This window comes from Carnobacterium sp. 1290_CSPC (assembly GCF_001053265.1).
Lineage (GTDB): Bacteria > Bacillota > Bacilli > Lactobacillales > Aerococcaceae > Aerococcus > Aerococcus urinaeequi.
Genome location: NZ_JVVG01000048.1, coordinates 100416 through 116930 on the forward strand (window position 1 = coordinate 100416; position 16515 = coordinate 116930).

Below are 16515 nucleotides of genomic sequence, written 5' to 3' on the forward strand. Positions count from 1 at the left end.
AAGCGAGCCGTTTAGATTAAAACGACTCGCTTTTTTGTTGTACATACGTGCTTATTCAAATTCACCTTTCACAAATTGTGAATTATAAAGATTATAGTAGAATCCTTCTTGAGCTAGTAATTCCTCGTGGTTACCTGTTTCAATGACGTCACCATGGTTCAATACAATAATGTTATCTGCATCTTGAATGGTTGATAAACGGTGGGCAACAACAAATGAAGTCCTTCCTTCAAGTAATTGATTCATGGCTTTTTGAATGAGTTTTTCTGTACGCGTATCAATTGACGATGTCGCTTCATCCAAGATTAAAATCTCTGGATCAGACATAAAGGCCCGAGCAATCGTCACTAATTGACGTTGACCTTGGGAAATATTAGAACCATCTTGGTTGATAATGGTGTCATAACCATCTGGCAAGGTCCGTACAAAGTCATCTACATGGGCAGCTTTTGCGGCACGAATCACTTCATCACGGGTCACATTTGGATTGTTTGACCCGTAAGCAATGTTGTCTGCAATAGACCCATTAAATAGCCAAGTATCTTGTAAAACCATACCCATTCGTGAACGTAATTCTTCTTGGTCAATATCTCTTGTATCTACACCGTCATATTTAATAGACCCACCAGAAATATTATAGAACCGTTCGATTAAGTTGATTATGGTTGATTTACCGGCCCCTGTAGGTCCTACAATTGCCACCATTTGACCTGGTTCAACGGTTAGGTTGAAGTCAGTCATTAGTAGGTTCTCTTCGCCTGGTTGATAACCAAATTGGACGTGGTCGAAAATCATCTTATAGTCTGTTTCAATAGCTGGTTGACCAGAAGTCACTTCTTCCATTTCTTCAACGTCAAGGAATTCAAAAATACGTTCGATAGACGCTACCATACGTTGTAATTGGTTTATCATGTTGGCCGTTTGTTTTAGGGGCTCTGATAGGATCCCTGCGTATTGTAGCATGGCTTGAACGTCACCAATTACCATAGTACCGTTAGCCACTGAGAAACCACCGACGATAGCTACCGCTACGTAACCAAAGTTTTTCGCCAAGTTCATCAACGGCATTAAGATACCCGAAATGAATTGGGCTTTCCAAGAAACCGCATAGTATTCTGCTGATTTCTCTTCAAACTGAGCAATTTTACCTTCATTTTGGTTGAAAGCATTATTTTCAATTTGACCAGAATAGTTTTCTTCGATATAGGCATTCATATTCCCTTGCACCCTTTGTTGGGTGGCGAATAGTCTTTGCGATACCGGTGTAATAGACAGCATAACAATTGTAGATAATAAAATAGTTCCTGCTGCAATTAAGGTCATTTTTGAACTGATTAAGGTCATCATCACAATAGTTAGGACAAATTGCGTACTAGACATCAAGACCTGTTGCAAGGTTTGTTGTAGTGACATAGCAATCGCTTCAACATCATTAATGGCACGTGACATGATTTCACCATTTGGCGTTGAATCTAAGAATGAGATCGGCAGACGGTTTAATTTCGCTCGCATATCATTTCTTAAGTCTTCAATCACGCGTTGGGCAGTACGGCTTAATAAAGCTCCTTGTAAGAAGTTAAATAAGGCACTAATTAAGTAGAAAGTGACTACTTTAGTTAAGATTTTTACTAACCTAGCATAATCAATGACGTACATTTGCTGTCCATCCACGTTTTGCAAGCCATTACTTACCCCATCGGTAATCAGAGTAGTTGCTTGACCTAAAATACGTGGTGACACAATTTGGAATGTGGTTGCTAGTATAATCAGGACAATAATCAATAAGAATGTCCATTTCCGACTAGCCATATATTTGATGAAGCGACCTAGGGTTGACCAAAAGTTTTTTGGTTTATGACGACGTCCTTCTAGTTTTTTTCTTTTATTCGCCATTAGTTCGCCCCCTTAATTTGTGATTCGACAATTTCTCGGTAGATGTCATTTGCCATCAATTCATCATGGCTACCAATACCTGAAATTTCACCCTTATCAAGGACCACAATCGTATCTGCATCACGAATAGTTGAAACACGTTGCGCAATAATAATTGTTGCCGCATTTTCAGTCACTTCTTTTAAAGCCCCTCTTAAATTACGGTCAGTGGTGTAGTCTAAGGCTGAGAATGAGTCATCGAAAAGATAAATGTTTGCTTGTTTGACGATGGCACGGGCAATACAAAGTCTTTGTTTTTGTCCACCTGAGAAGTTATTCCCACCTTGGGCCACGTGGGCATCTAAACCATCCGGCAATTCTCGAACGAATGATTCAGATTGGGCAATGCGTAATGCATACCAAAGTTCTTCATCGGTAGCGTCACCGTTACCATACTTCAAGTTTTCACGAATGGTCCCTGAGAATAAGTTGGCTTTTTGCGGTACATAGCCGATCAAATCACGCAAATTATTCAATAATAAGTCGCGCACATCAGTACCGTTGACTTTAACAGCACCCTTAGTTACGTCTGAAAAACGTAAGAGTAAGTTGGCAATCGTCGTTTTTCCAGAACCAGTACCCCCAATAATGGCTAAGGTTTGTCCTGGTTTCACTTGGAAGTTGATGTCGTCCACTACATTATGCTCTGCGTTACCAAATCTAAAGGCAACGTCTTCGAATGTCACTTCACCTGGTGCTTGACGGTCAATAGATACTGGGTTTTCAGGTGAATGAATACTGATTTCAGTATCCAAAATTTCGTTGATCCGTTGAGCGGACACTTGGGCACGCGGTAAGATCACGAAAATCATCCCTAACATCATGAATGAGAACATGATAATGAATGAATAGTTCACGAATGAGAGGATGACCCCAACACTTAGATTTTGAGCGGCCACTAAATGGGCACCGCGCCATGATAAAGTAATGTTTGTTAGTGATAAAATTGTTGTCATGATAGGCATTAAAAAAGACATCCGGAACATCGCTTTAATCGCTGTATCCGCATAATCTTTATTGGCTTCAGCAAATCTTGCTACTTCAAAATCTGATTTGTTAAAGGCTCTTACAACACGTACACCTGTCAATCCTTCTCGGAAAATAAGGTTCAAATCATCAACCTTATTTTGCATGGATTTAAAATATGGTGACACAATGCGTAAAATAATAAAAATTAACAAGGCTAATACTGGACCTGAGACTGCATAAACTAAACTCAATTCTGGACTAGCTAATACGGCCATCACGACAGCTGCTAGTAGCATGGCTGGCGAAAGCAAGACCATACGCATAATCATCATAACAGTCACTTCAACCTGTTGAATATCGTTTGAAGAACGCGTAATCAATGAGGCCTCACCATAGGTCCCCATATTTTCTTTTGAAAACTGCAAAACTTTTGTATAAATTTCATTACGCAATTTTCTACCCAAGTTTTGGCTGGTACGGGCAGAAATATATACTGAAATCCCTGCAGAAATGATGACTAAGATGGTAATCAAGATCATCTGACCACCAATCCTATAGATAGCCTGCATGTCTCCTGCCGCAACACCCTCGTCGATAATGCGAGCGGTCTGCGTTGGCAATAATAATTCCCCAATGGCCTGTGTTAAGGCAAAGACAATTGCCCCGAACATAGCCCAAAAGGGAATTCGTTTAATTAAACGCCACATCTAATTCCTCCTTTTATGTTTTATAATGTAAACAATGCGAATATTGCTTCAAGAGGGCATTATACGCCCTTTTATCTCAATACACAAATAAAAATTACTTGCCGGGTGTATCCTCTGAAATGGCGTCTTCTAAGATGCCTTCATCTTCTAAATATAAGCCGGAAACCCTTTTATACCAAGCAAAGAAGTGGCTAAACATGACTTTGATGACAGCGTAAATTGGAATGACGAATACAACCCCCGCAACCCCGAAAATTGATCCGGCTGAGATTAATAAAAGCATGATGGTGACCGGGTGAATAGCCATATTAGACCCCAAAACTTGTGGTGAAATCACACGACTTTCAATCGTCTGCTCAATAGCGAATACGATCAAGACTTTTACAATCATCATTGGCCCCATTACAATCGCGACAATAATGGCTGGCACCATGGCTATGAATGACCCTATATAAGGGATGATATTTAGGAAACCTGCAGCAACCCCAATAATTACCCCATAAGGCAGTCCAACAATTGAGTAACCAACTACAAACATAATCGCCACCCCAATCGCGACAATAATTTGCCCACGGATATATTGGCTAATTTGTAAGTTCATATCGCTTAATAGGTGTAAAGTCGACTTACGAATTTTAATAGGCAGAAATTGTGCGAAATATGTCGGCAATTTGTGGCCGTCGCGTAACATGTAGAATAAGATAATCGGCGCGGTAAAAATAGCTACTGTTACCCTGGTCACTGTCCCTACGATAGACGAGACACTTGTGATAGCTGAATTGGCAATACTCTCCCAATTAAATGATGACAGGTCTAATACATTATTCATGGATGATTGGACCACCATGTTCACTTGGTCGTACCAATCCCCACGAATCAAGGTTTGTAAGCTACTTTGATAGTCTGTCCAAATAGTATCCCAGTTATTGATCAAATTACGCCCTTCATCCGCTACTGTTGGGATCAAGGCGACAAGGCCTGTAACGACCACCGCAATCAGTAGTAAAACGATTGCTGACCCCCAAGTTCGGTTGAGTCCCCCTTTTTCGATTTGATTCACTAAAGGTACTGTCAAATAGTAGAAAATGGCTGCTACGACAATAGGTAGTGAAACATATTGGATAAAGGAAACGGCGGGGTCTAAAAGGTATGATACTCGGGTAAATAAGCTCACGAAAATGACAATTAAAATACCGACCATCAAGGCGCTGGTATATCGATTATTTAAAATATATTTGAAAAACCAGGATTTTGAAAAATCTGTCTGGTTTTTCGTTGATGGTGTTTCTTCTGGATTGATTTTATCGTTCATGACGTCCCCTCCTGTAATGCATACGTCTATTATAGCAAATATTTCTTCCTATATATATGTGCCTAAACAATCAAAGCATAACCATTTTTGATGTTAATAAGAGCGTTTTCTTGTATAATGAGTTTAACTTAAGAAAGAAGGGATTTTTATTATGGAAACGATTTATGTATCTGGTTATACACGTGAAGACAATAAGGGTATTCATACCTTAACGCTAAATGCTGATAAGAAAGCTTTTGAAGCAAGTGAATTGATTATTGAAGAAAACAACCCTACTTACATTACTTTATCTAAAGACGGCAAACACCTATTTACTTTAAGCGACGGTGATGAGCCTGGTGTTGCCCACTACGAAAATAATGATGGTCAATTTGCCTTTAAAGACCGTGTGAAAGTATTTAACGAAAATGGTTGTTACTTAACATATGATGAAAAAGCAAATGTTCTTTATAACGCTAACTACAAAAAAGGTGAGTTAGCAGTGATTAAAGTCAACGAAGATGGTACATTGACTGTAACGGATGTCATTCAACATACTTCACCAGTTGGCCCGCATGAAAACCAAGACTTTGCCCATGCCCACTTTATCCATCCAACAAATGACCATAAATACATTCTTTCTTGTGATTTAGGAACTGATGAAGTTCACACTTATACACTTACTGACGATAACAAGTTAGCTGAAGTGAGTGTCTACAAAGCAGCGCCTGGTACTGGACCACGTCACCTTGCCTTCCACCATTCAGAACCAATCGTTTACCTTTTAGGGGAATTGGACTACACAGTTGAAGTGTTAAACATTCAAGAAGATGGTTCTTTAGTTGCTGGTAACCGTTATGACACGATTCCAAGCGATTGGACTGAATTCAACTCATCAGCAGCTATTCGTTTATCAAGTGACAACAAGTTCTTATACATTTCAAACCGTGGTCACAACTCAATTACTGTTTTTGAGGTTTCAGCAGATGGTCAAAGTTTAACTGAAATTCAAAACATTTCAACTGAAGGCGATTTCCCGCGTGACTTCAATTTCAATGCAGATGAATCATTTGTCATCGTTGGTCACCAATTCCAACCACAAATTTCATTATTTACCCGTGATCAAGCAAGTGGCTTATTAACCTACGTTGATAATACCAGCATTAACGAAATTGTTTGTGTTACACCAGTTTAAAGGAGTTTAACCATTCATGTATCATTTAGCAGCCAGTCAAATGGATGAAAAGCTACAATATAAATTGCTATCTGGTGCCATTGTACCCCGACCAATTGGTTGGATTACTAGTGAGAACAAAGAAACGGGTGTCATCAATTTGGCGCCCTTTTCTTTTACTAGTGGTGCCGGGCAAAAGATGCCCTTGATTTCAATGGCTATTCTTCGGAAAGAAGATTTTTCAATTAAAGATACCGCCCGCAATTTATTAGACCATCCTGAAGGTGTGTTGAATATTGTCAGCAAGTCTTTCATTGATAAAATGAATGCTACCGCGGCCAAAGTTTCAGCAGACGTCAGTGAATTGACCCTAGCAGACATTCAAACGGTTAATTCTAAGACTGTGAGCCCACCAGGTGTGGCCGATGCTTTAATTCGCCTTGAAGTAAAAGTCTACCAGTATATCCCAATCCGTGACCGCGAGGACTGTATCATCACCGATATGTTCATCCTTGAAATTACCGACTATCATTTAGATGAATCGGTATATGACGAGGAAAAAGGCTACGTCTTGTACGAGGCCTTAGACCCTGTTGCCAGATTAGCCGGCAACTTGTATACGGATATCACAAAACCTTATGTATTAGAACGACCGGAATAAACAAAAAAAGGATTTGGCAGCGGCCAAATCCTTTTTTGTTTATTCTGAAATTTGAATGGATGCTTGATAATTTTTCCTATTTCGATTGAACAAAGGTTTTCCCTAAGGCTTTTGGCGCTTGGGCTCTACCAATGAATACAATTAATACGATGATCGTCAAAATGTAAGGCGCAATATCTAAGTAAACTGATGGTACATCTTGAATAATGGGGATATAGTTTGCTGTTACCGATAAGCTTTGCGCGAAGCCAAAGAATATTGCAGCAAATAGTGCACCGACTGGATGCCATTTTCCAAAAACCATTGCCGCCATGGCCATGAATCCTTGTCCTGCTACGGTGATTACAGAAAATTCATTCTGTACGGCCTGCGCTTGAACTGCTCCACCGATACCGCCAAGTAGTCCAGAAATCAGAACGCCAGCATATTTCATTGCGTTTACGTTAATACCAAGTGTTTCCGCTGCTTCTGGGTGCTCGCCGACTGAACGTAGGCGTAAACCAAAACGAGTTTTGAATAAGACAAACCAAGCGATTACAGCGAACAGGATACCTAGATAGGCTGGGCCTGAAGTATTTTGGAAGAAAATTGGTCCAATAATTGGGATATTATTCAAACCTAAAATATTATAAGTCACAAAAGGTTTCGCTAATGGACCTGTTTGCGCCGCTCCATAAATCGCTCTCACTAAGAAAACAGATAATCCGGGAGCCGCTAAGTTCAATACTGTACCGGAAATGGTTTGATTGGCGCGGAAGTTGATAGATGATACGGCATGGATTCCTGAATAAATCAAGCCGACTAGTCCACCCACTAAAAGACCAACCCAAGGTGTCATGGCCCCGAAAGTGCCTGACATGGCGATATTGAAAACGGCTGAAGCAAAGGCGCCCATTACCATAATCCCTTCCAAACCAATGTTCACCACACCTGACCGTTCAGAGAAGGCACCACCGATTGCGGTAAACATAAGGGGTGCTGCGTACATTAATGTTGAAGACACAATTAATTGTAAAATAGTAGAAAAGTCCATTATTGTTCCCCCTCCACTGTCGATTTTTTACTCTTACCGAATTTATCTATTGCATATGAAATGATATAAGATGAACCGATAAAGAAGATGATAGCAGCTGTAATAACACTCGCCAATTCATCCGGTACACCGGCACGGTTTGGCATAAATGAAGCCCCAATATTCAAGATACCGAATAAGATAGAAGCTAGAAAAGTCCCGACTGGCGTCCCCATTCCAAGCAAGCCAACGGCAATTCCGTTAAACCCTTCAGATGGTAGAGATGTTAGTGTATACAAGTTACCAAAAGTCCCGATACCATGGATGACGCCCGCTAAACCAGCCAAACCACCAGATAAGAAGATGGCTAAGACGATATTTTTCTCCACGTGAATACCTGCATATTCCGCTGCATTTTTATTTAATCCAACGGCCTTTAATTCAAAGCCCATAGTTGTATGTTTCATCACAAATCCGTATAGAATAACCATGATGATAGCAATAAAAATCCCCATATTTAAACGAGACCCACCTGTTAATGTTGAGATAAAACCTAAAGCTAAGGAAGCATTCTCGCCAACTTTATCAGTCATATTCCCTGACCCTAGCACCTCACGAATAAGGTAATTGGTCGTATACAAGATGATATAGTTCAACATAATCGTCACAACAACTTCATTTGTCCCTAAGTATGCGCGCAAAACACCAGCAATTGAGGCGTATAAGGCACCAGATAAGGTCCCAATAAGGAGGATTGCAGGTACCATAATCATTTGCGGTAAATCTGGAAAGGCCAGGGCGAAAGCTACTGATGATAACCACCCGGCTAATAATTGACCTGATAAACCAATATTAAAGAAACCTGATTGGTAAGCGACATTAAAGGCTAAACCAGTTAACGTTAACACTGTTGCTTGTCTTAAGACTTCACCAATGAAGTATGGGCTAGATAGAACGGTCATGATCATGGCATCGTAGGCAGCAATTGGATTGTAGCCGAAAAATAACATGATTAAGGCGCCTAGAATAAAGCCGCTTAAAATAGAAATCACTGGAATAGCCAATTTTTCAACAAGCGTATTTGTCTTAAATGCTTTCAACTGGTTCAACCCCTTCCGCTATTGTATCTTGACCGACTGGATGTAAGACGCTTTGCACGCGTGCTTCTTCTAAGCTTACACCCGCCATTAATAGGCCCAATTCCGTTTCATTCGTATCGTCAGCATCGACGATGGCATTTATTTTACCGTCATGCATCACTGCAATGCGGTCAGCAACACCCATAATTTCGTCTAGTTCAAAACTCATTAACAACACACTCTTCCCTGCGTCTCTATGTTGTACTAACCTGTCGTGCACAAACTCAATCGCCCCTACATCCAACCCACGAGTCGGTTGAGCTGCGATTAATAAGTCCGGATTTCGGTCTAATTCGCGCGCGATAATGGCCTTCTGTTGGTTACCACCAGATAAGGCACCTGCTAGCGTTGCTTCACTTTCAGTTCTCACGTCAAATTCATCGATTAAAATTTTGGCATGGTCATTGATGAAATTGTGGTTTAAGAGCCCATTTTTTGAGAAAGGTTTTTGGTAATAAGACTGCATAGCCATATTCTCTGCAATCGATAATTCAAGGAATAAACCATGTTTTTGCCGGTCTTCAGGGATATGTCCTAATCCAGCTTCTGTAATCTTACGTGGACGCTTGTTGGTCACATCTTTACCAGCTAAAGTCACTTTTCCTGACACCACTTTTCTTAAACCTGAAATCGCTTGGATTAATTCAGTTTGTCCGTTACCATCGATTCCAGCAATGCCTAAAACTTCACCTGCCCGCACCCCAAAATCTACAGATTTCACTGCCTGTAAGCCCCTAGATTCATTGACCACTAAATCATTGACCTGCAAAATAATTTCGCCTGTCTCAGCTGGCTTTTTCTCAACTTTGAAATTCACATGACGTCCAACCATCATGTCCGCCAACTCTTGCTTGTTGGTGTTTGCGACATCAACCGTATCAATACTTTGACCGCGACGAATTACTGTACAACGATCAGCAACTGAGGTGATTTCATCTAATTTATGGGTAATCAAAATAATGGATTTGCCTTCAAGCGTCATAGCTTTCATAATGTGCATCAATTCTTCGATTTCTTGAGGGGTCAATACAGCAGTCGGTTCATCAAAAATTAAAATATCAGCCCCACGGTATAGCGCCTTAATGATTTCAACTCTTTGTTGTTGACCAACAGAAATATCCTGTACGTAAGCATCTGGATCAACGGCTAAATGGTATTGGCTAGATAACTCTTTGATTTTTGTATACGCTGCATTCTCGTCAAGGTATCCAAATTTTGTAGATTCTTTACCAAGCATAATATTTTCGGCTACTGTAAATTTATCAATCAACATGAAATGTTGGTGAACCATACCGATACCTAATTTATTGGCATGGTCAGGTGAACTGATGACTGCCGCTTGACCGTTCACCAAAATCTCGCCAGATGTTGGTGCTAGTAAACCGGACAAAATATTCATCAAGGTCGATTTTCCGGCCCCGTTTTCCCCTAGTAAGGCATGAACTTCACCTTTTTTTAAATTGAAATTGATATTATCGTTGGCTTTGTATGTACCAAATATTTTTGTAATATCACGCATTTCAATGACATTTTCATTTTGCATGTCTATCTTCCTCTTTTCTAACTTAGACGCCTATCCAAATTAAAAGCGTCAGCCAATTTGACTGACGCAATTTACTTTTCTATACTCGCTTACTCTGCTGAATAAGAGAATTCTGGAACGTCAATTTCACCATCAATGATTGATTGTTTCGCTTCTTCAATTGTTGCCCAAGTTTCATCATCAAGGTTACCTCTTGTGATATCAACTGTTTGATCTGCTAAACCGTATTCTACCAACTCGCCACCTGGGAATTCAGTATCCATTGTTTGCTCAGTAATGGCAACGATAGCAGAACCAGTATCTTTGATTGTAGAAGTTAGGGTAAAGTTACCACCTGACCATTCACCTTCTTCAGTTTGGTCACGGTCAACACCGATTACCCAGATATTTGCTTCGCTATCTGCTTCAAGACGGTTACGTGCCTCAGTGAAAACACCATTACCTGAACCACCAGCAGCAGTATAGATGACATCTGCGCCACTTGTATACATAGCATTCGCAATTTGTTGACCTGTTGCAGCATCACCGAATGATTCAACATACTGTGCATCTACTTCAATTGAATCATCTACATGAGCAACACCAGCTTTAAAACCAGTTTCAAAACGGTCAATACCCGGTGTTTTCATTCCACCTACAAAGCCGACTTTTCCAGTTTCAGACGTTGTTGCTGCTGCGATACCTGCTAGGAAGGCAGATTCTTGGTCTTTAAAAGTCATTGATACAACGTTTGGTTGGTCTACTTGTCCATCAATAAAGGCAAATTGTTGGTCTGGATTAGCAGGTGCTACTTCATTAAAAGTATCTTCTAACATGAAGCCCATACCGAAGATGATGTCATAACCATCTGCAATCGCAGTATTGAAGTTTGGTACGAAATCAGATGAATCTGTTGATTCGTAATATTGTACTTTATTGCCAGTTTCTTCTGACCAAGCTTGCATACCTTCCCAAGCTGATTGGTTAAATGAACGATCATCAACCCCACCTTCATCTGTGATCATACCAATAGCGTAATCACCAGTAGCTTCAGATGTTGCTTGAGAATCTGATTCACTAGATGTATCAGTTCCAGCATTTTGCCCTTGACATGCTGCTAAAGCAAAAACAGAACCAGCTAATAAAACGATGTTTTTAAATTTTGTAGACATGTTACTCCTCCAATAAACGAATGTTATATTTTTAAAAGTTTTTAATGTTCGTTTCTTACAAGAATTATATTACGTTATAACTAAGAAAAAGTAAAGTTCTTTTATAAAAATAGTTCGTATTTTTATTCATTTATCTCACTTTACAATTTTAACGTATCGTTGTAATCGTTTCAAAAACGAACGTTTTTCTAATAATCTTGGAGTGACTTGTGAAAACATTGCTATCACAGTACTTTCGCTATTTTTCAGATAACAAAAAAAGCCGAGGCATATAGGCCCCGACCTTGATTTGAATAAATATTTGTATTTAAACTAGCTGTTTGCTGTTACCGAACCTACTTCTGCACTATGTTTAACTTGGCCAGATCCAGTTAATTGTAAGTTAGAAAAGTCTTCTAAATTAGTGAATACGACAACGATTGATTTTCCTTTACCTGCAGATGCTAATTGGTCTAAATCAACTATGGCGATTTGGGTACCAGCACTAACTTGGTCTCCCTCAGCTACCGTGACATTAAATGGTGCACCATCTAATTCAACAGTATCAATACCCATATGAACTAAAACTTCTACATCATCATCTGTTTTGATATAGATAGCATGTTTAGTTGGAAAAATACTCATTACAGTACCTGCAACTGGTGCATAAACGTCACCTATTTCAGGTTCTACAGCATAACCGTCACCCATCATTTTTTGTGAAAATACAGGATCATCTACTTGATCGATAGATTTAAATTCGCCCGTTGCAGGAGCAAATAAAGTTTCTGCTACTTGAGAACTATTCGGTTGTTTTGTAGTTTCCTTCTTCTTATCTTTTTTAAAAAAATCAAACATATCGCTCGCTCCTTAAGTATTCATTTTACTGACTACTTTAATCATATCACATTCGTAAAAATAATGACAATCTATCCCAGAAGCGATTTCACAGATTTCAAATATAAAGACTTTTTAAAGTTATGATGGTTCTTTGTTTTCTTTCTTGTTTTCATTTATAATGAAATGAGAAATTATTTTATTTTGAATGAAGGGAAATTGATAAATGTTAGATACATTAAAGGTCATTTTATTTGGTATCGTTGAGGGGATTACCGAATGGTTACCGATTTCATCAACTGGACACATGATTCTTCTTGAAGAATTCATTACATTAAATGCACGCCGAGAATTTTGGGATATCTTCTTGGTTGTTATCCAGCTAGGCGCAATTTTAGCCGTTGTATGGATTAACTTCAACCAATTAAATCCATTCGCACCAAGCAAATCCAAAGCAGAAAAAGAGGAAACTTGGATGACTTGGTTTAAAGTAATCGTTGGGTGTCTTCCAGCTGCTATTGCCGGCCTACTATTAGACTCCTGGATGGAAGCAAACTTAATGAATTGGTTTGTTGTTGCAGTTATGTTAATTGTCTACGGTATTTGGTTCATCTGGATTGAAAACCGCAACAAAAACAGACTAGCAAAAATCAACTCTATGGCAGAAATGACATATATGGACGCCTTCAAAATTGGTTTGTTCCAAGTATTGTCACTAGTTCCTGGTACATCTCGTTCAGGTTCAACCATCTTGGGAGCAACAATCGTTGGTACGTCTAGACCATTAGCAGCCAACTTCTCATTCTTTATGAGTATTCCAATTATGTTCGGTGCTTCAGCACTAAAATTAGTCAAAGCTTTCTTAGACGGTTTCGTATTCACAGGTACAGAAATCTGGCTATTACTAGTTGGTATGGTTGTAGCATTTGTCATTTCAGTCTTAACTATTAAACTATTCTTGAAATACATTAAAGCTAATGACTTCAAAGTATTCGGTTGGTACCGTATTGTCCTTGGTATTGTGGTTATCTTGTACTTCTTACTATTTAATTCATAATATTCGGATTTTCATCCAAATGAAAAGGAGTGGCCTGACCACTCCTTTTTCGTACGTATTGAATTTTAGTTGAAAAATTCATTGTAGATGGCGCGAACAGCGTCATCTTCCCTTTCTTCAATAATGCCAAACATAATAGAAATCTCAGATGAACCTTGGTTGATCATCTCCAAGTTGATCCCAGCTTCTGACAAGGCCTTTGTTGCACGGGCAGTATTCCCGATATTTTCAATCATACCTTCCCCTACTAACATCACTAAGCTTAGGTTGTCGCGTTTTTCAATAGAATCCGCAGCTGTTTCAGCTTTGATTTCAGCAACCATTTCATCAAATTCTTTTTTCGATAAGGCATCTTCTTTAAAAATAACATCGATGTCATCGATACCAGATACGATATGTTCGAATGAAACGCCATATTTTTCAAGGACAGATAAGACGCGACGAACGAAGCCAACCTCCCTATTCATCATATATTTTTTAATGTACACAGAGGCAAATCCGCTTGTTGATGCAATACCTGAAATCGCTAGGTTATTTTTTGGGCGTGTTCGGGTAATAAATGTACCCGGTGCTTGTGGTTCATTAGTATTTTTTACCGCTACAGGAATATCAGCGATGAATGCTGGTTGCAGAGCTTCATCATGGAAAACGGAGAATCCAGCGTAAGATAATTCACGCATTTCTGAATATGTCAGCTGCTCAATCGCGACAGGATTATGGACTACTCCAGGATTTGCGGCATAAATAGACGAAACGTCGGTAAAGTTTTCATACATTGAAGCTTTGACCCCGTTTGCCACAATCGCACCAGTAATATCAGACCCCCCGCGAGAGAATGTCACTAATTTCCCATCTTTCGTGTAACCGAAGAAACCAGGGATGACGATGATACCATCACGTTCGCGTAATTTATATAAATTTTGGTAAGACTCTGGTAAGACCCGCGCTTGACCAGGATTATCTGATAAGAACAAGCCTGCATCTTGAGGATTTAAGTAAGAGGCCTCATAACCTAATCCAGAGAAATAAGCGGCGATTAATTGCGCATTTGCGTCTTCACCAAAGGCTTTAATCGCATCCACAAAATAAGCTGGCTGGTCTGTGATATCCGAACTAATTAATTCATTTAATTGGTTGGAAATGTCATCAATAATGGCTAGATCCATTTCTAACCCTTCAGCTGTATCTCTAAAGCGTTCTACGATTTTATTAAAAGTAGCTGATGCATTATCACTATCGTGTAAGGTTTCAGCAGCCAAGTCGATTAACAAATCGGTCACCTTGATATCATCCTTATCCCGTTTACCAGGCGCGGAAACAATCACCACTTTACGGTCAGCGTCACCAATTACAATATCTTTCACTTTCACCAGTTGCTCAGCTGATGCAACTGATGAACCTCCAAATTTTACTACTTTCATCTTTTCATTTCATTCCAATCCAATTTTAATGTATTATGAGCTATCTTATCATAAAAATGAGGCTCTATACAATAGGAAAAGAGGTTGAAACCTATGTGTCTCAACCTCAGTAATCGTCTTATGTAAAGAAGATATTCAATTTACCAAAATAATTGGCTAGCAAGCTTAAATCATTTTCCGAAATTATAACAAGTCTTCATATAAACGGATATACTCCTTAGCCGGTTCAGTCCAGCTAAAGTCTGTCGCCATGGCTTGGTGAATCAATTGGAACCATACATCCGGTTGGTTTTCGTAAATATCCAAGGCATATTGGATAATATGGGCGAAAACATCCCCAGTAAAGATGTTAAATGAGAAGCCGTTACCTTCACCAGTATATTGATTGTATGATTGAACGGTATCTGATAAGCCACCTGTTTCATGGACAATTGGTATAGTACCGTAACGCATGGCAATCATTTGTGATAAGCCACACGGTTCAAATGCACTAGGCATCAAGAACATATCAGAACCTGCATAAATTTGCTGGGCTAATTCGACATCAAAATCGATATACGCGCAGAATTCCCCAGGATACTTCCATTCAAAATAACGGAATGAGTTCTCAAACGCTTCATCACCGGTACCCAACACAACAATTTGAATATTGAAATTCGTGAGTAGATATTCAGCTTTTTCTTGTAACAACTGCATACCCTTTTGATCAGTCAATCTGGTAACTACCCCAAGTAAAGCAACATCCGGGTCTACACTTAGGCCAACTCGTTCCTGTAAGGCTCGTTTATTGGCTGCTTTACCAGTTTGAACTGTTGCTGCATCATAATTTTCAACTAAATTAGGATCCGTCTCTGGATTGTTTTGTTCATAATCTATCCCATTAATGATGCCTGATAACTTCCAAGCATTATAACGTAATTCACCGTCTAGTTTTTCACCAAATTCAGGTGTTTGAATTTCGCGGGCATAATTCGGACTAACCGTTGTTACCTTGTCAGAGAAATTAATACCGCCCTTAAGATAGTTTACTTGGCCTTCCTTTTTAACCCCATTTTCATGGTATAAAGCATAGGTGGTGTTAAAAATATCTTTTAAGACAGATTCATTTTGCCAACCTTGGAAACGAATGTTATGGATAGTTAGTACTTTGCGGATATTTCGGTAGCTATCTACCCAATGGTATCGATCCACTAATAAGGCAGGAATCATGGCTGTTTGCCAGTCATTTACATGAATGATGTCTGGTATAAAATCCACTTTTTCCATCATTTCAATCACTGCGATATCAAAAAATCCAAACCGTTCTCCATCGTCATTTTGGCCGTACAATTGGTCTCGGTCAAAATACGCTAAATTATCAATAAAGTAATACTGAACGCCACCAAGTGTTAGCGTCTTTACCCCTACATAGGCTGATTTATAACCTAATTCAACTCTAAAATGGGTGATTTCAATCAGTTGCTCCTTGAATCTTTCAGGCATTTGCGTGTAATACGGCAATACTACTCTGATGTCAACACCTTGTTTGCGCAATTCCTTTGGCAAGGCATAGGCAACATCACCAAGTCCACCCGTTTTGAAGAACGGCGCACCCTCAGCGGCGACAAATAAAACTTTCATATAATCACCCTTCTCTCGTCTC

Annotated in this window: 13 protein-coding genes; 3 read left to right on the forward strand and 10 right to left on the reverse strand. The window is 39.4% G+C overall.

Annotated elements, in window-relative coordinates:
* Nucleotides 1-51: 51 nt before the first annotated feature.
* The 3 genes from AC973_RS03685 to AC973_RS03695 all read right to left on the reverse strand — a co-directional run bounded on the left by AC973_RS03685 (nucleotide 52) and on the right by AC973_RS03695 (nucleotide 4920).
* The gene (locus AC973_RS03685; protein ID WP_016897067.1) at nucleotides 52-1893 is read right to left on the reverse strand and encodes an ABC transporter ATP-binding protein; all 1842 of its coding nucleotides are present in this window, start codon (nucleotides 1891-1893) and stop codon (nucleotides 52-54) included.
* Nucleotides 1893-3608: an ABC transporter ATP-binding protein gene (locus AC973_RS03690; RefSeq protein WP_048727451.1), complete on the reverse strand. Its 1716-nt coding sequence runs from the start codon at nucleotides 3606-3608 to the stop codon at nucleotides 1893-1895. Before AC973_RS03690 ends, AC973_RS03685 begins: the two co-directional genes overlap by 1 nt.
* A gap of 94 nt (nucleotides 3609-3702) precedes the next feature.
* Complete coding sequence (locus AC973_RS03695) at nucleotides 3703-4920, reverse strand: AI-2E family transporter (RefSeq protein WP_048727460.1); 1218 nt, start codon at nucleotides 4918-4920, stop codon at nucleotides 3703-3705.
* A 151-nt stretch (nucleotides 4921-5071) separates the two neighbouring features.
* Here AC973_RS03695 and AC973_RS03700 point away from each other — a divergent pair, with 151 nt between their 5' ends.
* Together AC973_RS03700 and AC973_RS03705 are read left to right on the forward strand one after the other, a co-directional pair.
* Nucleotides 5072-6094, forward strand: a complete 1023-nt coding sequence (locus tag AC973_RS03700; protein ID WP_048727461.1) for a lactonase family protein — start codon at nucleotides 5072-5074, stop codon at nucleotides 6092-6094.
* A gap of 16 nt (nucleotides 6095-6110) precedes the next feature.
* Nucleotides 6111-6734, forward strand: coding sequence for a flavin reductase family protein (locus AC973_RS03705; RefSeq protein WP_048727463.1), 624 nt, complete (start codon nucleotides 6111-6113; stop codon nucleotides 6732-6734).
* A 76-nt stretch (nucleotides 6735-6810) separates the two neighbouring features.
* Here AC973_RS03705 and AC973_RS03710 read toward each other — a convergent pair whose 3' ends face one another.
* The 5 genes from AC973_RS03710 to AC973_RS03730 form a co-directional block, all read right to left on the reverse strand.
* The gene (locus AC973_RS03710; RefSeq protein ID WP_048727466.1) at nucleotides 6811-7767 is read right to left on the reverse strand and encodes an ABC transporter permease; all 957 of its coding nucleotides are present in this window, start codon (nucleotides 7765-7767) and stop codon (nucleotides 6811-6813) included.
* Nucleotides 7767-8846 (reverse strand): ABC transporter permease, encoded by a 1080-nt coding sequence (locus AC973_RS03715; protein WP_048727468.1) that lies wholly within the window; start codon nucleotides 8844-8846, stop codon nucleotides 7767-7769. The genes AC973_RS03710 and AC973_RS03715 overlap by 1 nt, the downstream gene beginning before the upstream one ends.
* Nucleotides 8833-10428, reverse strand: coding sequence for an ABC transporter ATP-binding protein (locus AC973_RS03720; protein ID WP_048727471.1), 1596 nt, complete (start codon nucleotides 10426-10428; stop codon nucleotides 8833-8835). Before AC973_RS03720 ends, AC973_RS03715 begins: the two co-directional genes overlap by 14 nt.
* Nucleotides 10429-10517: 89 nt before the next feature.
* On the reverse strand, nucleotides 10518-11579 hold the full coding sequence (locus tag AC973_RS03725; RefSeq protein ID WP_048727473.1) for a BMP family lipoprotein: 1062 nt from the start codon (nucleotides 11577-11579) through the stop codon (nucleotides 10518-10520).
* A 312-nt stretch (nucleotides 11580-11891) separates the two neighbouring features.
* Entirely contained in the window at nucleotides 11892-12416 is a 525-nt protein-coding gene (locus tag AC973_RS03730) for a PTS sugar transporter subunit IIA (protein WP_048727475.1), read from the reverse strand.
* A 205-nt stretch (nucleotides 12417-12621) separates the two neighbouring features.
* On the opposite strand from AC973_RS03730, the gene AC973_RS03735 reads away from it, so the two are divergent.
* On the forward strand, nucleotides 12622-13452 hold the full coding sequence (locus tag AC973_RS03735) for an undecaprenyl-diphosphate phosphatase (protein ID WP_048727477.1): 831 nt from the start codon (nucleotides 12622-12624) through the stop codon (nucleotides 13450-13452).
* A gap of 65 nt (nucleotides 13453-13517) precedes the next feature.
* On the opposite strand, the gene AC973_RS03740 is transcribed toward AC973_RS03735, so the two are convergent.
* A complete protein-coding gene (locus tag AC973_RS03740) occupies nucleotides 13518-14873 on the reverse strand; it encodes an aspartate kinase (RefSeq protein WP_048727479.1) in 1356 nt (451 codons plus the stop codon).
* 183 nt (nucleotides 14874-15056) lie between these two features.
* Nucleotides 15057-16493: a glycogen synthase GlgA gene (gene glgA, locus AC973_RS03745; protein ID WP_048727481.1), complete on the reverse strand. Its 1437-nt coding sequence runs from the start codon at nucleotides 16491-16493 to the stop codon at nucleotides 15057-15059.
* Nucleotides 16494-16515: the final 22 nt, after the last annotated feature.